Below are 22,136 nucleotides of genomic sequence, written 5' to 3' on the forward strand. Positions count from 1 at the left end.
CTAAATGGATCAAGCCGAAAGCAAATGCTTCCGGCAGTAGAAGGAAAAACTGATTATTTGAATGGGTTTGCGAACGCGAACAACATAGCGATACCAACACCGATCAGGAACGCAGCGTCGATCAGACCAGCCAACAGGAACATCTTAGTTTGCAATGTGTTCATCAATTCTGGTTGACGAGCAGACGCTTCCAGGTATTTACCACCCATGATAGCGATACCGATACAAGCACCGATCGCGCCCAAGCCGATGATCAAACCGCAAGCCAAAGCAACAAAAGACAAATCAGTCATGATATTTCCTTAAAATTAAAAAATGAAACTAAGATTAAAAAACAAAAAACGAAGAACCTAAAACCAAACTTAATACTAAACCTGCTCTTACTACGTATTCCAACCTGTCTTACTTAGTGAGCGTCATGTGCCTGGCCGATATACACCAGAGTCAGCATCATGAAAATAAACGCTTGCAGGAACACGATCAGAATATGGAAGATAGCCCAGATTGAACCCGCGATAGTATGACCAATCACGCCAAATGGTGTTGCCATCGCGCCCAGCAGAGCGATCAACAGGAATAACAATTCGCCGGCAAACATGTTACCAAACAGTCGCATGCCCAGAGATACCGTTTTTGCTGCGAATTCGATCAGTTGCAGGATCAGGTTAAACGGCGCCATCTTGATACCGAAAGGTGCGGACACCAGTTCGTGCAAGAAACCACCCAAACCTTTGATCTTAACGCTGTAATACAGCATCAGCAAGAGCACACCGAAAGAAATACCGATAGTACCGTTCAGATCAGCAGTCGGCACCACGCGGTGATGCGGAAAAATGTGTTCTACGCCGAAGAATGCGAACAAAGCAGAGAACATATCCACAGGCAGGAAATCCAGCGAGTTCATCAGCGCGACCCAGACGAATACTGTCAGTGCCAACGGTGCGATGAAGCTGCGGTCACCGTGTACGATGCCTTTGGATTGTTCTTCGACCATTTCAACCAGGATTTCTACTGCTGCCTGGAAGCGGCCCGGTACGCCGGAAGTCGCTTTGCGTGCTGCCAGCCACAAAACCAGGCTGCCGACCACGCCACAGAATATGGACCAGAATATGGTGTCCATATTGAAAATCGAGAAATCAACAATACTTGCTTGATGCTTGGTCGAAAAATGTCCTAAGTGATGGACAATATATTCTGACGCTGTCGGGGCGTGCTCAGTTGCGCTCATGGTCTTTGTCTAAATAGTAAAATGAAATAACTTTTCAGTACCACAATGAAGGCGATCAAAAATGCCGGCCAGTTAACATCGCGGTACCAATATACAAATGCGCCCATCAGCGCAATTGTCAAAAAAATCTTTATAAATTCACCGACAAAGAAAGTTGCCGGATTAGCGCCGCCGGGTTTTTTCGTGCCGATGAACAGGCGCAAAGCAAAAAAAGCATTCGGCAGTGCACAGCATAATCCGCCAGCCAGCGCGGACAATACCAGAGTAACCTTGCCGGTAACTCCGGCCAGCAAAGCCACGATGAAAGCTGTTGCGAGTTGCAACAGAACGATACGTGCCATGCTTTCCTCACATATTGACCATTGATTGTTGATATTGGCCCAGCCGCTACAAAATTTTCTCTGGCAGGCTAAATTCTCGTCAATCAAAACCACGGAATTATACGTGTATGTGCTTAGCAGCGTCAAACGTTTGATTCTGCGCTCTAAAAACGTGCACAGCCACGTATAAGCTCTCTTCTCCAACACGCGTTTTCCACGCAAAACCCAATAAACATGCGGCTTTCCAGCGATCTGCAAGGCGCGTTTGCGTATGCTGCATAGCTGCGGATGAGCGCCTATTTCCCCTAAAAACTGCACGGTTTTGTCGCATGTGATCAACGGTTTTCATTTCTTATAGCCAACAAAATTGTACGAATTGCTAGCAAAAACTCACAAATAGGAATATGGCTGTAAATTAAGTAAGAGTTTTACTTACATTATGAATGTAAGCATTTTTTCTGACTTTTTCCGTATTTGCAGCTCAGCTGAGATGTGCCATGTTTCACGTTAAACATGCAGCCTCAAACGTAAATCAGAAAAATAAACACCAAAAATTCAAATTTACAAAATAGTAATTAAATTACACTATTGCCATAAATATAATATTTGCACTATCCTGAGTTTGAGTAAGTAAAGAGATGGTGTCATCAGACATGTATGACAATTTGCGTTTCACGTGGAACGCTAAACACAGCAATGTATCTGGCAGCGGCTTCAGGCAGTGAACAAATCCAAAGATATCAACAAGACCTGAAAAAATCACTTTTGAAAAATCGTAGGGCGGGAACAGGGAAAGCCGACAAACCGGGCTGGCTGAAAAAACACATGCCGTTCAGACAGACAAAATCGCTGCAGCAAAAAACGTTACACGTGAAACATGAGATTCACGTATTGGCCGCGGCTAAGTTGCACACAACTTCGCCGGGTAAAAAAAAGCCGCCAACCTCACGGTCCGCGGCTTTTGATGAAAATGCAGTGTTCTGTAGAAATGAACGCCGCAGCAGATATCCTGCTTAAGAACGGATTTTTAAGATCACACCATCGAGTGAATCGAGGTCAGCAAAATCGATGATCATTTGGCCCTTGCCTTTGCTACCCATTTTCAAAGTCACCTGGGTCGCCAGCAAATCGGACAATTCTTCTTCCAGACGCGTGATGTCGCGCGACTTCTCAGCTTTTTCACGTGGACGTGTGCCTGCGTGTTCTGCCGTGGTTTTCGCGACCAGTTTTTCTGCTTCACGCACCGACATGCGTTTAGCGACGATCTGGTTGGCTAACTGTATCTGGGTCGCAGCATCGGTCACCAGCAAAGTCCGTGCATGGCCCATGTCGATATCACCTGCCATCAGCATCGTCTGTACCGGTTTAGCCAGGTTCATCAGGCGTAACAGATTGGTGACTGCGCTGCGTGAGCGGCCAACCGCATGGGCAGCCTGTTCGTGTGTGAAAGAAAAATCGGTAATCAGACGGTGTATACCCTGAGCTTCTTCCAGCGGATTGAGGTCTTCGCGCTGTATGTTTTCGATCAATGCCATGGCTGCAGCAGCCTGATCATCGACGTCTTTCACCAGTACCGGAACCTCGTCCAGACCGGCCATTTGCGAGGCGCGGAAGCGGCGTTCACCGGCAATAATTTCATAGCGTGTCACGCCATTTTGCTGGCCTACCGGGCGCACCAGGATAGGCTGCATCAGGCCCTGCGCCTTGATCGACGCGGCTAATTCTGCCAATGCACCTTCATCCATACGGGTACGTGGCTGATATTTACCAGCCTGCATTTGGCTGACAGGCAGGCTGCTGGGTGCGTCTGCGACATTCGGTACGGCTTCCGCGAAATCGCTGGCACCGCCTAATAATGCTTCCAGGCCACGGCCCAGTCCTTTAGGTTTTTTCATTGCATTCATGGCTTACTTTTCTAATTGCTTGATTCTCTCGACCATCTCCGCGCCAAACGCGATATAGGCTTGCGCCCCTTTGGAGGAAGGGTCAAACACCACACCGGGCATGCCATACGAAGGCGCCTCGGCCAGACGGACATTACGTGGAATAACGGTCTTGAATACCTTGTCACCAAAGTGTTGTTCCAGCTGGTCAGATACTTGCTGCGACAAGGTCATGCGCGGGTCAAACATGACTCGTAACAAGCCCACGATTTTGAGGTCGGGATTGAGATTGGCAGAGACTTTCTTGATGGTATTGGCGAGGTCAGACAGGCCTTCCAGTGCATAGTATTCGCACTGCATAGGGATGATCACACCGTGCGCGGCACACAGGCCATTCAGGGTCAGCATGGACAGCGCAGGCGGGCAATCGATCAGCACGAAGTCGTATTCGGCACTGATCTGGGCAATCGCATCGCGCAGGCGCTTGTCACGGTTTTCCAGCTCGACCATTTCCACTTCAGCACCGGCGAGTTCGCGGTTAGCTGGCAAGACGTCGAATTTTCCGGACTCTGAACGCTGGCGCGCGGTCGCGATGTCGGACATTCCTAACAATACTTCATACACCGAAGCTGTCAGTTTTGCCTTGTTAATACCGGCACCCATGGTCGCATTACCCTGAGGGTCGAGATCGACCAGCAGCACGCGCTGATCCAGTTTTGCCAGACCCGCAGCCAGATTGACGGTGGTAGTAGTTTTACCCACGCCACCTTTTTGATTCGCGACACAAAAGATTTTTGCCATAGAGGATTTCCGTGCGTTATTTGTGTGAGTGATTTACGTGAAATATTGCTGTTATCGCTGCTGCTTTAAGCCGGTTCAATACGCCGTACAAAGACCAGATGGCGCTCTGCATTCAGTCCCGGAACCTGCAGCGGCTGCAGGCCTGTGACGGCCCAGCCAGCTGGCAAACGTTCGATTTCCTGCGCTGGTGCGACACCTTTCATGGCGATAAATTGCCCACCTTCAGCCAGTAAATGACCTGACCAGTTGATGAAATTACAGAGTTCAGAAAACGCGCGCGAGGTGATCACATCAAATTTTTCTGTGACTTCCAGCTGCTCTACCCGGCCGGTAAAGACGGTGACATTGCTGAGTCCAAGTTCGGCTTTGGCCTGGCTCAGGAAGGCGGTTTTTTTGCTGACCGTGTCTATCATGGAGATACGTGTCTGGGGATAAGCAATCGCCAGCATCATGCCCGGCAAGCCACCACCGGCACCGACGTCCAGTACATTGCGCGCCTCCGTGAATGCCGGTGCAGCCGACAGCGAATCGAGCAAATGCTGCTTCACCATTTCCTGCGGATCGCGGATCGCAGTCAGGTTGTACACCGCATTCCACTTAGACAGCAGGGCCAGATAAGCCAGCATCTGATCGATCTGGGCTTCACTCAGTGCCAGCCCCATTTCCTGCACACCAGCACTTAAAGTAGCCTTGAGTGCCTTGGTATCCAATACTGCCATTACGCGTCTCCTGCGGCCGTTTGGACGCTTTCCTGAGCATGTTCCGCTGCGGGTACTGCTGCCATAAACTCTTTAAATCCTTTTTTCTTCAGATGCACCAGTAACAGCGAAATCGCAGCGGGTGTCACGCCGGAAATCCGGCCGCATTGCCCCAGCGTTTCAGGCTGATGCTTATTCAGCTTCTGCCGTACTTCTATCGACAGACCGCTGACCTCCATGTAGTCAAACGCCTTAGGCATTTTCAGGTTTTCATAGTGCGCATGACGCTCGACTTCTTTCGCCTGACGGTCGATATAACCCGCATACTTGACCTGGATTTCCACCTGCTCGCGTACCGCAGGATCGGCAATCGCCGGGCCAGCCAGGTCTTGCTGCTCGACGCCGCGCAAGCTCATCAGGCTCTCATAATTAACTTGCGGACGGCGCAATAAATCGGCCAGCGAGTATTCACGTTCCAGCGCTTTGCCCAACACGCGCTCTGCTTCAGCGGCTGCCAGGATACGCGGATTGACCCAGGTGGTACGCAGTCTTTCCATTTCACGTGCAACCTGTTCACGCTTGTTTTCAAACGCCTGCCACTGTGCGTCACTGACACAGCCAAGCTGACGCCCGATCTCGGTCAGCCGCATATCAGCATTATCTTCACGCAAACTAAGGCGGAATTCAGCACGGCTGGTGAACATGCGATACGGCTCCTGCACACCCTTGGTGATCAGATCATCGACCAGTACGCCCAGATAGGCTTCGTCACGGCGCGGCACCCAGGCTTCCCTGCCCTGAGTTTGCAAAGCGGCATTCAGACCAGCCAGCATACCTTGCGCTGCAGCCTCTTCATATCCGGTAGTGCCATTGATCTGACCCGCAAAGAACAAGCCCTCAATTTGACGGGTTTCCAGCGAAGACTTCAAGCCACGTGGATCAAAGTAATCGTATTCAATCGCATAACCCGGACGCAGGATGTAGGCATTTTCCATACCGCGCATAGAACGCACCAGATCCAGCTGCACATCGAAAGGCAGGCTGGTCGAGATACCGTTAGGATAAAACTCATTGGTGGTCAGGCCTTCCGGCTCCAGGAAAATCTGATGCGATTCCTTGCTGGCGAAGCGGTGTATCTTATCTTCGATAGACGGGCAGTAACGCGGACCGACGCCCTCGATCACGCCGGTGTACATAGGGCTGCGGTCGAGTCCGGCACGGATGATGTCGTGAGTTTGTTCATTGGTGTGGGTGATCCAGCATGGCACCTGCTTAGGATGCATGGCGGTTGTTCCCATGTAAGAAAATACCGGTACCGGATCCAGATCACCAGGCTGTTCCTGCATCACTGAGAAGTCGATACTGCGGCCATCGATGCGTGGCGGCGTGCCAGTTTTCAGACGCCCTTGCGGCAAAGCCAGCTCTTTCAGACGGGCTGACAGCGAAACTGCAGGCGGGTCACCGGCACGGCCAGCGGCGTAATTATTCAGCCCCACGTGGATCTTGCCGTCGAGGAAAGTCCCTGCAGTCAGCACCACGGCGCGGGCACGGAAGCGTATGCCTACCTGAGTTACCGCACCAACGACGCGATTGCCTTCGACCAGCAAGTCATCCACCGCCTGCTGGAACAGCCACAGATTCGGCTGGTTCTCGAGACGGCTGCGTATCGCTTGCTTGTATAAAATCCGGTCTGCCTGGGCGCGGGTTGCACGCACCGCTGGCCCCTTAGAGGAGTTCAGGATGCGGAACTGTATACCAGCCTCATCGGTTGCAATCGCCATTGCACCACCCATGGCATCGACCTCTTTGACCAGATGCCCCTTGCCTATCCCGCCGATGGAAGGATTACAGGACATCTGACCCAGGGTCTCGATGTTGTGGGTCAATAACAGCGTGGACTGCCCCATACGCGCAGCGGCGAGGGCAGCTTCAGTGCCGGCATGACCACCGCCGACAACAATCACATCGAATTCTTTAGGATAAAACATGGCTAGCTTCTGACAAACAAGGACACGGAGAGTCAGGATTATAGTTTGTTTTCGCGCAGCACCCTCACCTTCTGTGCCCCGGATAAAAAATAAGCGCCATGTTTCACGTGAAACATGGCGCTTATCTGAAGTGCAGAACTTTGAAAGTTTAGGTTTTACACAAAAATCTTGTAAAACAAAATAAAAATAACTGACCTATGTTTCACGTGAAACATAGGTGATCAGCGTAAAAATCCATCATAAGTTGTCTTGCATATCAACGCCACGACCACCACCAGAAACACCTTTCTGACAAATCCGGCACCATGCCGTATCGCCATCTGGCTACCCAATACCGACCCGCCGATCTGGCATACCGCCATCAAACCACCGAGTAACCACAACACATGTCCGCTAAATCCAAACCAGGACAAGGCCGCCGCATTACATGCAACATTGAGCACTTTGGCCACCACCGATGCCCGCAGAAAATCGTAGCCAAAAAAACGTACAAACAGGAACATAAAAAAGCTGCCGGTGCCAGGGCCAAAAAAGCCGTCATAAAAACCGATGCCAGCCGCCACCAGCATCGCCAGCCAAACTTCTTTGCTGCCGGAAAACAAGGGCTTATCCTGGGTGCCGAATTCTTTCTTCATAAAGGTATAGACCGCGACTGCTGCCAAAATAAAAGGCAGGGCCTTACGCAACTGAGTAGGCGGGATGTGGGTGACCAGATAGGCACCGAAAAAAGAAAAGGCAAAAGCAGTCAGTGCAGCCGGTACCAGCATGCCCCAACGCACACTGACTTTTTGCATATAGTTACGTGCAGCAACTGCCGTGCCCCAAATACTGGCCAGCTTATTGGTTCCTAGCAAAGTTGCCGGTGCTGTGCCTGGCATCATAGAAAATAAGGCCGGTACCTGAACCAAACCACCACCGCCGACGATCGCATCGACAAACCCGGCAAAAAATGCCGCCGCACTTAAGAACATCCAATCAAGCATGAAATTTATTAACCTTCATCGAAAAGCTGCCAGTCTCTGGCAAGCTGGCAAACATACAGGCAAATTGCAAGACTGCCGAGTCTAACAAGCAATCTGCTTTTGATGTGACACAGAGCTGACTAATTTGACCGTAACAGGAGTCGCTATGCAAAATTTCCGTTTTCAGACAGTTCCGTTCATCATAAACGAAACCGGTGCGCTGGCCCGGCTAGGTGAATACATACAGCAAGAATTTCCGGCTTGCCGACGCCTGTTCATCGTGAGCGATGCCGGCTTAGTCAGCAGCGGTATCTTACAAGCTGGCCTGGACAACCTGGATCAACTGGGACTGCAGTATCAGTTGTACGCAGGTGTGGTGCCTGATCCACCGGAAGCGGTAGTATTGCTTGCAGCACAACAAGCACGCGAATTTGGCAGCGATCTGGTCATAGGCATGGGTGGTGGCAGTGCGATGGATGTGGCCAAGCTGATTGCCGTTTTATGCGGCAATGATCAGGCACTCAGCACCATGTACGGCATCAATCAGATCCGTGGTCAGCGCCTGCCCTTGGTACAAATTCCGACCACCGCAGGTACTGGTTCTGAAGTCACCAATATCTCTATCGTGACCACAGGCGAAACCACCAAGATGGGTGTAGTCGCACCGCAATTATTTGCTGACCTTGCGATACTTGATGCTAGTCTGACAACTGAATTACCGGTCGCTGGCACCGCTGCCACTGGCATTGATGCCATGGTGCATGCGATTGAAGCCTATACCACGCGTCATAAAAAAAACCCGGTATCGGATATGTTGGCGCGCCAGGCACTGAAACTCCTGTTCAATCATATAGACCGTGCTTGCAGCCATGGCGCTGATCTGGCAGCGCGACAAGCGATGTTGCTGGGCGCAATGATGGCCGGACAGGCCTTTGCCAATGCGCCTTGTGCCGCGGTTCATGCGCTGGCCTACCCGATTGGCGGCCGCTTCCACGTACCGCATGGATTATCGAATTCACTGGTCTTGCCTGATGTCTTGCGCTTCAATCTGCCCGCCGCCGCGGAGCAGTATGCCGAGCTAGCCGAGATCCTGGCACCCGACGCGACAGGCAGTGCCGAAGCGCGCAGCAATGCCATGATCAATGCACTGGCCGATCTGGCGCTGCGCACCGGCATCCCGACCCGCTTGCGCCAGGTCGGCATCCGTGAAACAGACCTGGAGCAACTTGCCAGCGACGCGATGCAGCAGACCCGCCTGCTCGGCAATAATCCGCGGGAAGTCAGCTGGCAGGATGCATATGAGATTTATGCTGCGGTTTTGTAGCGCGGCCCACTGTCAGAACGCAGCGTCTGTGGATGAAGGCCAGCTTATCCACAGGCAGAACTAAACAAAAACACTGGCGACAAGGTCTGCTGCGGGCAAAGCGGCAGCACATTCGCCATAGCAATGTTAAACAGCCTAAAACAGCCGCAGAGGCACTTTGGCTTAGATTGCCTCACCAAGTGAGGCTTTGCTGGGAAAGGCGCTCAAAAGCCCGTATAACAGCCCTGGCACGGACTGCTTATGCGGGCCTGACTGTTCAGGTCAGGATTTCTTCTGGGCCAGCACATAGGCCACAATCGCGTTTGCGTGCCCGTGTCCCATCTGATACTCGGTTTTCAGCACTTGTACCAGCTCCATATGCCTGAGCGGCATTCTGGCTTCGACCAGCGCGATCCAGTGAGCAATCGGCTGGCCATACTTTTTTTCTATAGAAGGGAAATAGGAGGCAGGTCCCTGCACCTTCTCTGCCTTATCTGCTGCATTCATCGACCACTCCTGAGTGAGGCTGAAACCGAAGGTCAGGATTTTCTGACCGAAGTGCGTAGCAATGCGGCCAGCTCACCCACGATACCGCGCCGGAATAAGAGCACACAGATAATGAAGATCAGACCGGTCACAATGGTGACTGAATCGCCGAGGCCACGGAACCAGTCGACCTGGGTCAGATCCGCCAGCGCATTGCCAAGATCACCGAGTTTATTTTCCAGCGCAATGATCAATATCGCACCGACCACAGGGCCAACCAGCGTGCCCATGCCGCCGACCAGCGTCATCAAGACGACCAGACCCGACATGGTCCAGTGCACATCGGTCAAAGTTTCAAAGCCCAGTACCAGCGTCTTGGTCGCGCCCGCCAGACCAGCCAGCGCAGCCGACAGCACGAAAGCCAGCAGCTTGTATTTATCCACGTCGTAACCGAGTGACACCGCGCGTGCTTCGTTTTCTTTGACCGCTTTGAGTACAGTGCCAAACGGTGAATGAATAATGCGCACAATCAGCGCAAAGCCTGCGACACAAATCGCCAGCACCAGGTAATACAAATACAGATCAGAACTCAGATCAATCAGACCCAGCAATTTACCACGCGGCACACCTTGCAAACCATCTTCACCACCGGTGAACTTCGCTTGTAAAAACACGAAGTACAACATCTGCGCCAAGGCCAGCGTGATCATCGTGAAATATATCCCCTGACGCCGTATCGCCAGCAAGCCCATCAGCCAGCCTATCAGCGCAGCAAAGGCCACACCCAGCAACAAGCCCAGCTCAGTCGGCAAACCGGCATCGCGCAAGGCCCAGCCAGCCACATAACCGGCACCGCCGAAAAATGCCGCGTGTCCGAATGAATTCAGGCCGGTAAAACCGATCAGCAAGTTAAACGCGCAGGCAAACAAGCCGAAGCACAGTAACTTCATCAGGAACACCGGATACGCGAAAAACGGGATGATCAGCAAAGCCAGAAAAGCCAGGCCGTAAGCAATTTTTTTATTCATAAGGTCACGCTCATTTTTTCAGGCTATTGTCACTGTCGTCTATCAATCAGGTATTCAGTCAGCAGCTTCATTCTTTTCCGAACAAGCCGGCTGGCCGCAGCATGAGTACGATCGCCATCACAATAAACACCACAGTGGCCGACAATTCCGGATAAAACACCCGCGTCAGTCCCTCGATCACGCCCAATCCCAGACCGGTCAGGATAGAGCCCAGTATCGATCCCATGCCACCGATCACAACCACCGCAAACACGGTGATGATCAGGTTGGAACCCATCAGCGGCGAGACCTGGATTACCGGTGCTGCCAGCACACCGGCAAACGCGGCCAGTGCGACGCCGAAGCCATAGGTCAGCGTGACCATCAGCGGCACATTGATACCAAAGGCTTCGACCAATTTGGGATTTTCTGTACCGGCGCGCAGATAGGCACCGAGCCGGGTTTTTTCAATCACAAACCAGGTCAGGAAACACACCAGCAGCGAAGCCACAACCACCCAGGCACGGTAATTAGGCAAAATCATGAAACCCAGATTCGTCGCGCCTGACAAGGCCTCAGGCACCGCATACGGCTGACCGGACACGCCATACACGGAGCGGAATATCCCCTCCAGCATCAGCGTCACGCCGAAGGTCAGCAACAAGCCATACAAGTGATCCAGCCGGTACAGCCAGCGCAACATGCTGCGCTCGATCACGATGCCGATGACACCCACCACCAGTGGCGCCAGGATCAGCATCATCCAGTAATTCAATCCCAGATATTCCAGCCCCATCCAGGCCAGAAAAGCGCCCATCATGTACATGGCGCCATGCGCAAAATTAATCACATTCAGCAAACCGAAAATGACAGCTAATCCCAGCGATAACATCGCGTAAAACGAGCCATTCACCAGCCCTAACAACAGCTGGCTCATCATCGCCTGCAGCGGTATGCCCAAAATTTCCATAGCATGCTCAGAAAAATTCCCGTACGCGGGAAGGTTCAGATCCGACAGATCAGTACGGACCTGCCACCTCAGGATGACAGGCCCACTTACCACAGCACTCAGCTTAAGACTGGCTTATTTCCACAGTGCGCACTTGGATTCAGCCTTGGTGGTGAAAGCCTGTTCACCCGGTATGGTCTGCACCACTTTGTAGTAATCCCAGGGTTCTTTCGATTCGGACTGGGTCTTCACCTGCATCAGGAACATATCCTTGATCACGCTGCCATCGGCACGCAGATAACCATCTTTGATGTAAAAATCATTGAACTTCATGCTGCGCAGCTTAGCCATGACTTTTTCCGGCTCATCCGTGCCAGCAGCTTTGACCGCATTCAGATACTGCATGGTGGCGGAGTAGTCTGCGGCTTGCAGACTGGATGGCATCTTCTTCATTTTTTCGAAATAGCGGCGCGCCCAGGTGCGCGCTTCCGGCGTCTGATTCCAGTACCAGCTGTCAGTCAGATACATGCCATTGGTCGCATTCAGACCCAGCGAATGAATATCGTTAATGAACATCAGCAAACCGGCCAGCTTCATGGTTTTGGTCACACCGAATTCATTAGCCGCTTTAATCGCATTGATGGTGTCGCCACCCGCGTTGGCCAGACCCAGTATCTGCGCTTTAGAGGCCTGCGCCTGCAGCAGGAAGGAAGAGAAATCCGAGGCCGATAAAGGATGGCGTACTGCGCCCGCAACCGTGCCGCCGCTGGCTTTCACAACCTTGGTAGTATCCCCTTCCAGCGCAGCACCAAACGCATAATCAGCGGTCAGGAAATACCAGCTCTTACCGCCTTGTTTCACGACTGCAGCGCCAGTCCCTTTGGCCAGCGAGACGGTATCGTAAGCATAGTGCACGGTGTACGGTGTGCACTCTTCATTGGTCAGTGCAGCAGTACCGGCACCGACAGATATGAAAGGACGTTTTTTTTCAGCCGCGACTTTGGCCATCGCCAGTGCGGTTCCGGAATTGGTGCCGCCTAACAGCATATCGACGCCGTCACGGTCTAACCATTCGCGTGCCTTGCTGCCCGCGATATCGGCTTTATTCTGATGATCGGCTGTGACTAACTCGATTTTTTTCCCCAGCACGCTGCCGCCGAAATCGGCAATCGCCATCCGTATCGCTTCTGAGCCACCTTTGCCGTCGATGTCGGAATACACGCCGGACAAGTCAGTGATAAAACCTATCTTGACCACATCGCCCGATACCTGCGCACTGGCCGCACCGGAAAAGGCGCTGCAGGCAGTTGCTACAGCCAGACTGATGATACTGATTTTTGCTTTCATGTCTCACTCCTATCGTTGTTATCAAACCGGTCTGTGAACAACCGGCAAGGGATACCGCTACGGTTCAGCTACAAGCAATTCATTCAAACTCAGACACCAAGTAACTCATTGAGCACAGCCATTTTTTCCTGCAATTGCGTCGCCGCGAAATGCTCGACCACCTGCCCATGTTCCATCACATAAAAACGGTCTGCCAGTGGAGCGGCAAAGCGGAAATTCTGCTCCACCATGACGATGGTGTAACCGCGTGCCTTGAGCATCAGTATCATGCGTGCCAAGGCTTGCACGATCACCGGTGCCAGCCCTTCGGAAATCTCATCCAGCAGCAATAAGCGTGCACCGGTGCGCAGGATGCGCGCGACCGCCAGCATCTGCTGTTCGCCACCGGACAAACGCGTACCCTGACTGTTTTTACGTTCCGCCAGATTCGGGAACATGGTGTAGATTTCATCCACGGACATGCCCTGACTGTCAGGTGCCACCTGTGGCGGCAACAACAGATTTTCTTCTGTGGATAAAGAGGAAAAAATACCGCGCTCTTCGGGACAATAACCGACGCCGAGATGCGCGATTTTGTAAGTCGGTAAAGCGATCGCTTCCTTGCCATAAATCTGTACCGAACCCTGACGCCGTCCGGTCAGGCCCATGATGGCCCGCATGGTGGTGGTGCGTCCGGCACCATTGCGCCCCAGGATAGTGACGACTTCACCGGCATGCACTTCCAGATTCACTTTGTGCAGGATGTGGGATTCACCATACCAGGCTTGCAAGTCCTGGATTTTCAATGCGCAAACCGGCTGCTGGCTCATGCGTGGGCTCCTTCCAGTTCAGCACTGCTGCTGCCCATATAGGCTTCCATCACGCGCGCATCGCTGGACACGGTGGCGTAATCACCTTCGGCCAGAATCGCACCGCGCTGCAAGACAGAAATCCGGTCGCAAATGCCGGACACCACACTCATATTGTGCTCCACCATCAGGATAGTGCGGCCCTGCGCAACGCGGCGTATCAGCTCGGTCACACGGTGTACATCTTCATGCCCCATGCCTTGCGTAGGTTCATCCAGCAGCATCAGTTCCGGCTCCATCGCCAGCGTTGTAGCGATCTCCAGTGCACGCTTGCGACCATACGGTAAATCCACCGTCATGGTGTCGGCAAACTGCGTCAGATCGACTTGTGCCAGCAACTCCATCGCGCGCTCATTGAGGTGCGCCAGCTGCCGGTCGCTCTGCCAGAAATGAAAGGAATTCCCCAGCGTGCGCTGTAAGCCAATACGCACATTTTCCAGCACACTCATGTGTGGAAACACGGCAGAAATCTGGAACGAACGGATGATGCCCTGACGCGCAATCTGCGCCGGTTGCGCAGCCGTGATATCGCGTCCGTTAAACAGGATCTGGCCCGACGTCGGGATCAGGAATTTGGTGAGTAAATTAAAACAGGTGGTCTTACCGGCACCATTAGGGCCGATCAGTGCATGGATATGTCCACGTTCTACCTGCAGGTCGACCTGGTTCACGGCAGTGAAGCCCTTGAACTCTTTGGTCAGGCGCTTTGTCTCCAGGATGACATCGGTCATCTCGTCTCCTTGTCTGTCTGTCAGAACGGCAGAGACGGTCGTCGCAACACAGACCTGCTGTGCAGCCACCCTGTCTCCTGTCCATCCTGCACTGTTCTGATCTGCGCTGTCTGACGACGTGCAAACCTGCTCTGTGCTGACAAAACCGCTGTACGTGCAGCGGCATTTTTTTATGCATCGAATCCGATGCGGATCACGCTGATGATGCTAAAAATACTGAGTTTGCGGATGCTGGGCATCTCTGTTTTTTTAAGCTGCCAGACGAAAAGGCTAACCGATAGTACGCAGCCTAAGCGGCATACAACAATACAGTAAAACTACTGGTCGTAGTTTTACTATTCTATCTTTTCCATCTTTTTCATCTTTTTCTTAAGCAGGGTTCTGCAAAATACACTGCGCTGCTTTTTCTGCAATCATCAATGTCGGCGAATTGGTATTTCCTGAAGTAATAGTCGGCATCACTGATGCATCTGCGATGCGTAATCCGCTCACACCCAATACGCGCAACTGACTGTCAACCACCGCACTGACATCGCTGGCCTGCCCCATTTTGCAAGTACCAACCGGATGAAAAATAGTGGTACCAATCTGACCGGCAGCGCTGATCAACTCTTCGTCAGATCGAAGGTCCGCACCAGGCTTGACTTCCAGCGGCAAATACTTCTGCAAGGCAGGCGCAGCAACGATCTTTCGGGTCAGCCTGAGCGCTGCTGCAGCCACCTGTCGGTCATATTCTGTACTCAGGTAATTAGGACGGATATCCGGTGCGGTGCTGGAGTCCGGACTCAGTATGCTTACCGTGCCGCGCGATTGTGGGCGCAGGTGACAAACGCTGGCAGTGAAGGCTGGAAAATCATGCAGCGGATCGCCAAATTTATCGAGCGATAAAGGCTGTACATGGTATTGCAGATCCGGTGTGAGCAAACCCGGATGTGAGCGCGCAAAAGCGCCCAGCTGCGACGGCGCCATCGACATAGGCCCACTCTGACGCAACAAATATTCCAGACCTATACGCGCCTTGCCCCACCAGTTGGCCGCCATGGTATTGAGCGACTTCGCACCCTGAATGCGATACACCGAACGTAGCTGTAAATGGTCTTGTAAATTATGTCCAACACCGGGCAAGACATGCTGCACAGCGACTCCGGCTTGCTGCAACATGCTGGCTTCACCTATCCCCGATAACTGCAGAATCGCCGGGCTGCCGATGGCACCAGCGGCTAACACGGTTTCGCGCTGTGCAGTCGCTGTCCACTCCTGACCACCGCCGACAAATTCCACCCCGGTGCAGCGCCATGCCTGATCCTGCTCTGTTTGCGGCTGCAGCTGCAGCTTGCGCACCTGACAGCCAGTCATGATAGTCAGGTTAGGACGACGGGCAGCGGGCTTCAAAAACGCCTTGGCACTGTTCCAGCGTATGCCACGTTTTTGATTCACTTCGAAATAGGCACTGCCTTCGTTATTGCCGCGATTGAAGTCCTCAGTTTTCGGTATTCCGCTTTGCTCAGCCGCATCACGGAAAGCATCCAGGATTTCCCAGGACAAGCGTTGTTGTTCTACCCTCCATTCGCCGCCGCCGCCATGAAATGCGCTGACTCCGGCATGGTGATCTTCACTCTTCTTAAACAGGGGCAGCACCTGATCCCAGCGCCAGCTCGCATCCGCGCTGAGTTGTGCCCATTCGTCGTAATCACGGGCCTGACCACGCATGTAAATCATGCCGTTAATCGATGAACAGCCACCCAGCACTTTACCGCGTGGATAAATCAGACTGCGGCCATGCAGCCCGGCTTCCGCCGCAGTCTGATACATCCAGTCTGTGCGTGGATTGTTGATGCAATACAGGTAGCCAACCGGGATATGTATCCACAGATAATCGTCGCGGCCACCGGCCTCAATCAGCAAGACCTGGTGCTCAGGATTTTCAGATAAGCGATTGGCCAGCGCACAACCGGCCGTACCGGCGCCTATCACGATGTAATCATAGTGTCCTGCTGTCTGCATCGCTCTTATCCTTTCATGATGCTGCCTGCACTTCGTTCATTAACACCTGCATCAGTTCTGCCACACTCAGGGCACGGCTACGCGACACGCCCTGTCCACACCAAAGCGACATCATGTCCGGCAGTTGCTGCTTAGCGGCCACACTGCGGATCGCACCGGTCAAGGCATTCTGGACAGGATAGGCGGGCACCTGATCGGCGACATTGGCCATGATCTGCATGAAACGGTTATCCAGTCCGCGTGCCAGCCGTCCAGAAAATGCGCGGGTCTGACGGGTGCTGTCGCCTTTGGCTTTGAGCAGCATCTCTTTGTACAGCGCGGACACACCGGATTCATGGCAGCACAAAAAAGCCGTACCCATCTGTACCCAGTGCGCACCCGCCGCCAGCGCAGCGGCAATGCCAGCACCGTCCATGATGCCGCCCGCCGCGATCAAGGGCGTTTGTATCAGCGGACGACAGGCTGCCAGCAATTCCATCACGCCCAGCCGCGCGTCTTGCTGCGCACCGATAAAGGTGCCACGATGACCACCTGCTTCCGTGCCTTGTAAACAAATCGCATCCGCGCCCATGGCTTGCCAGACGATGGCTTCAGCCACATTGGTGGCGGTACCGATCACGCGGATACCGGCAGCTTGCAAGCGCTGCAGCTGCGCGCCATGCAAGACATCAAAGGTGAAACTGGCAACCGCCGGACGCGCCGTAATCAGCGCATCGAGCTGAGCGTCGAAATCCTCACACCAACGGGTTGGCGTCGGCAGATTTTCCATCCCCAGTTCAGCACAGACTGGCTGCAACAAGACCTTGGCCGCTTCCAGCGCGGCGAAATCAATTTGTGGACGTGGTTGCACAAACAAATTGATGGCAAACGGCTTATCGGTCAGACGACGAATATGCTCAGCCTGCTCAATAATCGCCAGCGGCGCCAGCAAAGGCGCGGCCAGCGAACCCAGGCCACCGGCCTGAGATACGGCCGCCACCAGCTCAGGGGTGGTGGCACCACCCGCCATCGGCGCCTGAATAATCGGTAAAGGAAAAAGCTGCTGCATGGAAGGCATAAGGTCTCCTGATTATTTTTTTCGGTTTGAACTGGACTCAGAAAAAGATGACACAACGCAATGAATTGTATGCGCAATTTCATCTTTTACCGCATTAAAAATCCTGACCTGTGAGCAAACCGAAATATCTCCCTTATGTGTTTTATTTCGCGACCGGCATCGTGAACTCGGCACCTTTTCCTATGCTTTCCGGCCAGCGCTGCATGATGGATTTATAGCGCGTATAAAAGCGTATTCCTTCTTCACCATACGCATGCATGTCACCAAACAGAGAACGCTTCCAGCCACCAAAAGAATGCCAGGCCATAGGCACCGGAATCGGCACATTAATACCGACCATGCCGACCTGGATGCGGCGTGAAAATTCGCGTGCAGTATTGCCGTCTGCAGTAAACAAAGAAACGCCGTTTCCAAATTCATGACGATTAATTAAAGCCACTGCGCTGGCGAAATCAGGTACGCGTATCACACACAAAACCGGACCAAAAATTTCTTCACGGTGTATGCGCATGCCTTCCTGCACATGATCGAATAAGCTACCGCCCAGGAAGTAGCCGCCTTCATGACCCGGCACGCTGTACTGACGGCCATCCACCAGTAAAGCAGCGCCAGCCGCCACGCCCTCATCGATATAGCCTACGATTTTTTCTTTGTGAGCTGCGCTCACTACCGGCCCCATTTCTGCATCGGCTTCCATGCCATTTTTGATTTTCAATGCCTGTACCCGCGGCACTAAAGCTTCGACCAAGGCATCGGCAATATCACCGACAGCAACTGCGACTGAAATCGCCATGCAGCGCTCGCCCGCTGAGCCATAGGCTGCACCCATCAGCGCATCGACTGCCTGCTCCAGATTCGCATCCGGCATCACCACTAAGTGATTTTTTGCACCACCGAGCGCCTGTACGCGCTTACCCAGGCGTGTACCTTCCGTGAATATATATTCTGCAATCGGGGTCGATCCGACGAAGGAAATCGCCGCGACATCAGGATGCTGCAACAACGCATCAACCGCCAGCTTATCGCCCTGAACTACGTTAAACACCCCATCCGGCAAACCAGCCTGACGGAATAATTCAGCGATGAACAGCGAACAGGAAGGATCACGTTCGGAAGGCTTGAGTATGAAAGGATTTCCAGTCGCAATCGCCAGTGGGGCCATCCACATCGGGACCATGAATGGAAAATTAAACGGCGTAATCCCCGCTGTGACACCCAGCGGCTGGCGCAGGTTGTAGTTATCGATGCCGCCGCCGATATTGTCGGAAAACTGGGTCTTGAGCAAAGCCGGGATACCACAGGCGAATTCCACAATTTCTATGCCGCGTGTAACTTCACCCATCGCATCCGACAATACCTTGCCATGTTCGCGCGTGATCATGGCTGCGATGGTCTGGTGATGCTGTTCCAGCAGTTCCTTAAACTTAAACATCACACGTGCGCGCTTCAGCGGTGCGGTCTCTGCCCAGCCTGGTGCAGCAGCACTGGCGGCAGCTACTGCACGCTGTACTTCGTCCACGCTGGCTAACGCCACCTGCGCCACCACCTGACCGGTAGCGGGATTGGTGACATCCTGACGACGGCCACTGGCGGACTCCACGATCTGTCCATCGATAAAATGTTGAATGATGCTGCTCATCTCTTAGTTATCCTGGTTGGGTGAATTGGGTGCGAACACTGGCACTGGCATCCAACGGCGCTGTAGCTCGCTGTTCTCTGTTTTGCCTTTGCTCTGAAACGATTACCGCGTAGCCTAAACATATCGCGTGTGGAAATCTAATGAGTTATTATCAAGCACAATATAAGACTTCCTTATAATTGCTTTTTCACCACTTACTCCAGCCAGGTAACGATCATGGATTTCACCCAGCTACGCGCTTTTGTGATGGTCGCGCGCGAAGGCAATCTGACCCGCGCAGCTGAACGTCTGCATCTGACCCAACCCGCCGTCAGCTTGCAGCTCAAAGCCCTGCAGGAAAATCTGAGCCTGCAGTTATTCAGCCGCAGTGCAGGCGGGATGGTATTGACCAATGATGGCGCAAAACTGCTGCCCTATGCGGAACGGGTACTGGCGGCGACTGCAGAATTCCGGCAGGCGTTTGCCTCCCTGCATTCCACCATCTCGGGCGAACTGGCGATAGGGACGATACTTGATCCGGAATTTACCCGTCTGGGTCTGTTTCTGAAGCGTTTGATGGAGACTTATCCACAACTGTCCACCAAACTGCGCCAGGGTATGTCGGGCTCGGTATTGCAACAAGTGCGGCAAGGCGATCTGGATGTGGGCTTTTATCTGGGCCAGGTGCCGCAAGATGCGAAAAATCCCTTACACAGTATCAGCCTGACCCCGTTCACCTACCGCGTGGTCGCGCCCAGTGGATGGCAAAGCCGGGTACACGGTAAATCCTGGGAACAGTTAGCGCAGTTACCGTGGATCTGGACGCCCCCGGAATCCGCGCACCACCGCTTACTGACACCGATATTTGCGGCCTGTGGACAACAGCCGCGTCAGGTCGCGCTGGTCGATCAGGAACCCTCTATGCTGGATCTGGTGAAATCCGGCGTCGGTCTGAGCCTGATCCGCGATTCCATTGCGATCCGAGAAGCCCATGCGCATGGCCTGGTGATTGCCGATGCGGTCAGCGTCAACAGCGAATTAAGCTTCGTCTGCTGCGCGAAGCGGCAACACGAAGCGATGATCGCGGCCAGCTTTACGCTGATCGGACAATGCTGGCAGTTAGAGAGCTAAGCATGCTCAGCATTTGGAAAACCGCACATCGCAGCAAAAAGAGCGATGTTCCTCAAACATAAGCTTGTTCTAAGGATTTTTTTTCCACTACAATAGCAGACTGCCAACTGTCAGGCGCCATTCCCAGGCGCAGACAGACAACATGCAACAGTCCGGCGTGGCCGCACAGGCGCGAACGTCGCAGTAAAACAAGAAAGTCTAACGTGTTGAAATTTCCGGTACTTGCTGCACTTCCCTTACTTTTCGCTCTGTCTGTCCAGTCTGCTGATGCACAGACACCCAGCATACGGCTCTACATCCAGGAATTCGCGCCTTTCACCCATACAGATGCTAAAACCGGTGAAATCCGTGGCTATGTGACAGAAAAAGTACAGGAAATCATGAAGCGTGCGGGTGAAAGTCCCAGTCTGACCAGCACCTCATTAGCACGTGGCCTGTATGCCGCACAGAATGAAGAAAACGCCTGTCTGTTTGCTTTCCGCCGCACGCCGGAAAGAGAAAAACATTTTCAGTGGGTAGGCCCACTGGCCACCGATCACTGGGTCTTGTACGGCAGAAAAAATGACAGCCGTGTGCTGAAACGCTTTGAAGATGCAAAGCCATATGCCATAGGTTCCTACAAAAACGCCGCGACTGGGCTGCAACTGGCCGAGCAGGGATATAACATACTATTTGCAGGTCAGGACGAAGACAACCCCCGCTTACTGCTCAACAACCGTATCGATTACTGGATCGTCTCGGAATTGCATGGCTTGTATATCGCCCAGCAACAAGGCTATGCTAGTGATATCGTGAAAGCGACACGCTATAAACATATCGAGCTCAATATGCTGTGCCATTTGTCTATGGATAAGCAACGCATAGAATTGTTTAACAAGCTCAATAAAGAGCTCGATAATGACGGCACCACCGATAAAATCCTGCGTAAATATGGAATCCGCTAATGGCACGTAGTACCAAAGCAAGTCACGCCGTACAAAGGCTGAAAGAACGCAGCCAGGATGCAACGTATTCCATGGTCAGTATGGCCGATGGCCGTTTTTTCCTGACCCGTAAAGATGCCGACGGTAAAACCGTCACTGCCAGCGAAGCACTGGAAATGGATGCCTTCGTCGCCTGCGTCAATGCGATCATGAAAGCCCCTGCCAAAAAAGCCAGTAAGCTGGACCTCGCGTTCGAAGAAAAAATCCGCCAGGCGAAATCCTGAGCCTTTATTATTCCTGTCTCATTGTTATTGTTCACTATAAGGAAAACCCATGCGATCCAGATTGTTAGCCGCTTTACTTAGTCTGTTGGCCATCAGCGCCTTACCGGCGCAGGCACAAACCAGCGCCAGCGCAGAAGAAAGCAGCATTATCAACAACGGTTTACAAAAACTGGATGTGAAAACCGGCAGCGGTAAAGAACTGCAGTCTGGCAATATCGCCGTGGTGCACTATACCGGCTGGATTTATGACTCCTTCGCCCCCAGAGAACGTGGCACCCAGTTCGACAGCTCAGTCGGACGCGGTGTGTTCAGCTTCCCGGTCGGCGCAGGTAAAGTCATCAAAGGCTGGGATCAGGGCGTGGTCGGCATGAAGGTAGGTGGCAAACGTACCCTGATCGTGCCCTCAGAAATGGCCTATGGCGCACGCGGTGCTGGTGCCATGATACCGCCCCACTCGACGCTGATTTTTGATATTGAATTGCTGGATGTGCGCTGATTATTCCCTGGCCAGAAAAAGCAACGCCCCGCTCAGATGAGTGGGGCGTTTTCACATCGAAATCAGGTTCGC

23 protein-coding genes are annotated in these 22,136 nt (G+C 52.9%); 6 read left to right on the forward strand and 17 right to left on the reverse strand.

The window, feature by feature from the left end; translation table 11 throughout:
- Window positions 1-53: 53 nt before the first annotated feature.
- From atpE to EYB48_RS19520, 3 genes are all read right to left on the reverse strand, one after another.
- Window positions 54-293: a F0F1 ATP synthase subunit C gene (gene atpE, locus EYB48_RS06385; protein WP_162019491.1), complete on the reverse strand. Its 240-nt coding sequence runs from the start codon at window positions 291-293 to the stop codon at window positions 54-56.
- A gap of 113 nt (window positions 294-406) precedes the next feature.
- Complete coding sequence (atpB, locus tag EYB48_RS06390) at window positions 407-1,228, reverse strand: F0F1 ATP synthase subunit A (protein WP_162019492.1); 822 nt, start codon at window positions 1,226-1,228, stop codon at window positions 407-409.
- Window positions 1,225-1,887, reverse strand: coding sequence for an ATP synthase subunit I (locus tag EYB48_RS19520; RefSeq protein ID WP_408058261.1), 663 nt, complete (start codon window positions 1,885-1,887; stop codon window positions 1,225-1,227). Before EYB48_RS19520 ends, atpB begins: the two co-directional genes overlap by 4 nt.
- Before the next feature lie 318 nt (window positions 1,888-2,205).
- Between EYB48_RS19520 and EYB48_RS06400 the strand changes: the two genes are divergently transcribed.
- A complete protein-coding gene (locus tag EYB48_RS06400) occupies window positions 2,206-2,565 on the forward strand; it encodes a hypothetical protein (RefSeq protein ID WP_162019493.1) in 360 nt (119 codons plus the stop codon).
- On the opposite strand, the gene EYB48_RS06405 is transcribed toward EYB48_RS06400, so the two are convergent.
- From EYB48_RS06405 to EYB48_RS06425, 5 genes are all read right to left on the reverse strand, one after another.
- Window positions 2,562-3,452 carry a ParB/RepB/Spo0J family partition protein gene (locus EYB48_RS06405; protein ID WP_162019494.1) on the reverse strand — a complete coding sequence of 297 codons (891 nt, stop codon included), beginning with the start codon at window positions 3,450-3,452 and terminating at the stop codon, window positions 2,562-2,564. The two genes, EYB48_RS06400 and EYB48_RS06405, sit on opposite strands and share 4 nt — an antisense overlap.
- A gap of 3 nt (window positions 3,453-3,455) precedes the next feature.
- Window positions 3,456-4,232 carry a ParA family protein gene (locus EYB48_RS06410; protein ID WP_162019495.1) on the reverse strand — a complete coding sequence of 259 codons (777 nt, stop codon included), beginning with the start codon at window positions 4,230-4,232 and terminating at the stop codon, window positions 3,456-3,458.
- A 65-nt stretch (window positions 4,233-4,297) separates the two neighbouring features.
- The gene (rsmG, locus tag EYB48_RS06415; RefSeq protein ID WP_162019496.1) at window positions 4,298-4,951 is read right to left on the reverse strand and encodes a 16S rRNA (guanine(527)-N(7))-methyltransferase RsmG; all 654 of its coding nucleotides are present in this window, start codon (window positions 4,949-4,951) and stop codon (window positions 4,298-4,300) included.
- Complete coding sequence (gene mnmG / locus EYB48_RS06420; protein WP_162019497.1) at window positions 4,951-6,918, reverse strand: tRNA uridine-5-carboxymethylaminomethyl(34) synthesis enzyme MnmG; 1,968 nt, start codon at window positions 6,916-6,918, stop codon at window positions 4,951-4,953. Before mnmG ends, rsmG begins: the two co-directional genes overlap by 1 nt.
- A 221-nt stretch (window positions 6,919-7,139) precedes the next feature.
- Window positions 7,140-7,901, reverse strand: a complete 762-nt coding sequence (locus tag EYB48_RS06425) for a sulfite exporter TauE/SafE family protein (RefSeq protein WP_162019498.1) — start codon at window positions 7,899-7,901, stop codon at window positions 7,140-7,142.
- A gap of 145 nt (window positions 7,902-8,046) precedes the next feature.
- Between EYB48_RS06425 and EYB48_RS06430 the strand changes: the two genes are divergently transcribed.
- Entirely contained in the window at window positions 8,047-9,204 is a 1,158-nt protein-coding gene (locus tag EYB48_RS06430; RefSeq protein ID WP_162019499.1) for an iron-containing alcohol dehydrogenase, read from the forward strand.
- A gap of 261 nt (window positions 9,205-9,465) precedes the next feature.
- On the opposite strand, the gene EYB48_RS06435 is transcribed toward EYB48_RS06430, so the two are convergent.
- The 9 genes from EYB48_RS06435 to EYB48_RS06475 form a co-directional block, all read right to left on the reverse strand.
- Entirely contained in the window at window positions 9,466-9,690 is a 225-nt protein-coding gene (locus EYB48_RS06435; RefSeq protein ID WP_162019500.1) for a DUF4287 domain-containing protein, read from the reverse strand.
- Between the two features lie 32 nt (window positions 9,691-9,722).
- Entirely contained in the window at window positions 9,723-10,697 is a 975-nt protein-coding gene (locus EYB48_RS06440; protein WP_162019501.1) for a branched-chain amino acid ABC transporter permease, read from the reverse strand.
- Between the two features lie 67 nt (window positions 10,698-10,764).
- Window positions 10,765-11,646, reverse strand: coding sequence for a branched-chain amino acid ABC transporter permease (locus tag EYB48_RS06445; protein WP_162019502.1), 882 nt, complete (start codon window positions 11,644-11,646; stop codon window positions 10,765-10,767).
- Window positions 11,647-11,760: 114 nt separating this feature from the next.
- Window positions 11,761-12,972 carry an ABC transporter substrate-binding protein gene (locus EYB48_RS06450; RefSeq protein WP_162019503.1) on the reverse strand — a complete coding sequence of 404 codons (1,212 nt, stop codon included), beginning with the start codon at window positions 12,970-12,972 and terminating at the stop codon, window positions 11,761-11,763.
- Window positions 12,973-13,061: 89 nt separating this feature from the next.
- A complete protein-coding gene (locus EYB48_RS06455; RefSeq protein ID WP_162019504.1) occupies window positions 13,062-13,781 on the reverse strand; it encodes an ABC transporter ATP-binding protein in 720 nt (239 codons plus the stop codon).
- Complete coding sequence (locus EYB48_RS06460; RefSeq protein ID WP_162019505.1) at window positions 13,778-14,551, reverse strand: ABC transporter ATP-binding protein; 774 nt, start codon at window positions 14,549-14,551, stop codon at window positions 13,778-13,780. Before EYB48_RS06460 ends, EYB48_RS06455 begins: the two co-directional genes overlap by 4 nt.
- Before the next feature lie 369 nt (window positions 14,552-14,920).
- Window positions 14,921-16,555: a GMC family oxidoreductase gene (locus EYB48_RS06465; RefSeq protein WP_162019506.1), complete on the reverse strand. Its 1,635-nt coding sequence runs from the start codon at window positions 16,553-16,555 to the stop codon at window positions 14,921-14,923.
- Between the two features lie 13 nt (window positions 16,556-16,568).
- Complete coding sequence (locus EYB48_RS06470) at window positions 16,569-17,612, reverse strand: NAD(P)H-dependent flavin oxidoreductase (protein ID WP_202927702.1); 1,044 nt, start codon at window positions 17,610-17,612, stop codon at window positions 16,569-16,571.
- A gap of 142 nt (window positions 17,613-17,754) precedes the next feature.
- Window positions 17,755-19,251 carry a CoA-acylating methylmalonate-semialdehyde dehydrogenase gene (locus tag EYB48_RS06475; protein ID WP_162019507.1) on the reverse strand — a complete coding sequence of 499 codons (1,497 nt, stop codon included), beginning with the start codon at window positions 19,249-19,251 and terminating at the stop codon, window positions 17,755-17,757.
- 216 nt (window positions 19,252-19,467) lie between these two features.
- Between EYB48_RS06475 and EYB48_RS06480 the strand changes: the two genes are divergently transcribed.
- From EYB48_RS06480 to EYB48_RS06495, 4 genes are all read left to right on the forward strand, one after another.
- The gene (locus EYB48_RS06480) at window positions 19,468-20,361 is read left to right on the forward strand and encodes a LysR family transcriptional regulator (protein ID WP_162019508.1); all 894 of its coding nucleotides are present in this window, start codon (window positions 19,468-19,470) and stop codon (window positions 20,359-20,361) included.
- Window positions 20,362-20,564: 203 nt separating this feature from the next.
- Window positions 20,565-21,305 carry a substrate-binding periplasmic protein gene (locus EYB48_RS06485; protein ID WP_162019509.1) on the forward strand — a complete coding sequence of 247 codons (741 nt, stop codon included), beginning with the start codon at window positions 20,565-20,567 and terminating at the stop codon, window positions 21,303-21,305.
- Window positions 21,305-21,568 carry a hypothetical protein gene (locus tag EYB48_RS06490; RefSeq protein WP_162019510.1) on the forward strand — a complete coding sequence of 88 codons (264 nt, stop codon included), beginning with the start codon at window positions 21,305-21,307 and terminating at the stop codon, window positions 21,566-21,568. The genes EYB48_RS06485 and EYB48_RS06490 overlap by 1 nt, the downstream gene beginning before the upstream one ends.
- Window positions 21,569-21,617: 49 nt before the next feature.
- On the forward strand, window positions 21,618-22,064 hold the full coding sequence (locus EYB48_RS06495) for an FKBP-type peptidyl-prolyl cis-trans isomerase (protein ID WP_162019511.1): 447 nt from the start codon (window positions 21,618-21,620) through the stop codon (window positions 22,062-22,064).
- Window positions 22,065-22,136: the final 72 nt, after the last annotated feature.

It is taken from the genome of Cognatundibacterium crateris, from assembly GCF_010078235.1.
GTDB lineage: Bacteria > Pseudomonadota > Gammaproteobacteria > Burkholderiales > Burkholderiaceae_D > Undibacterium > Undibacterium crateris.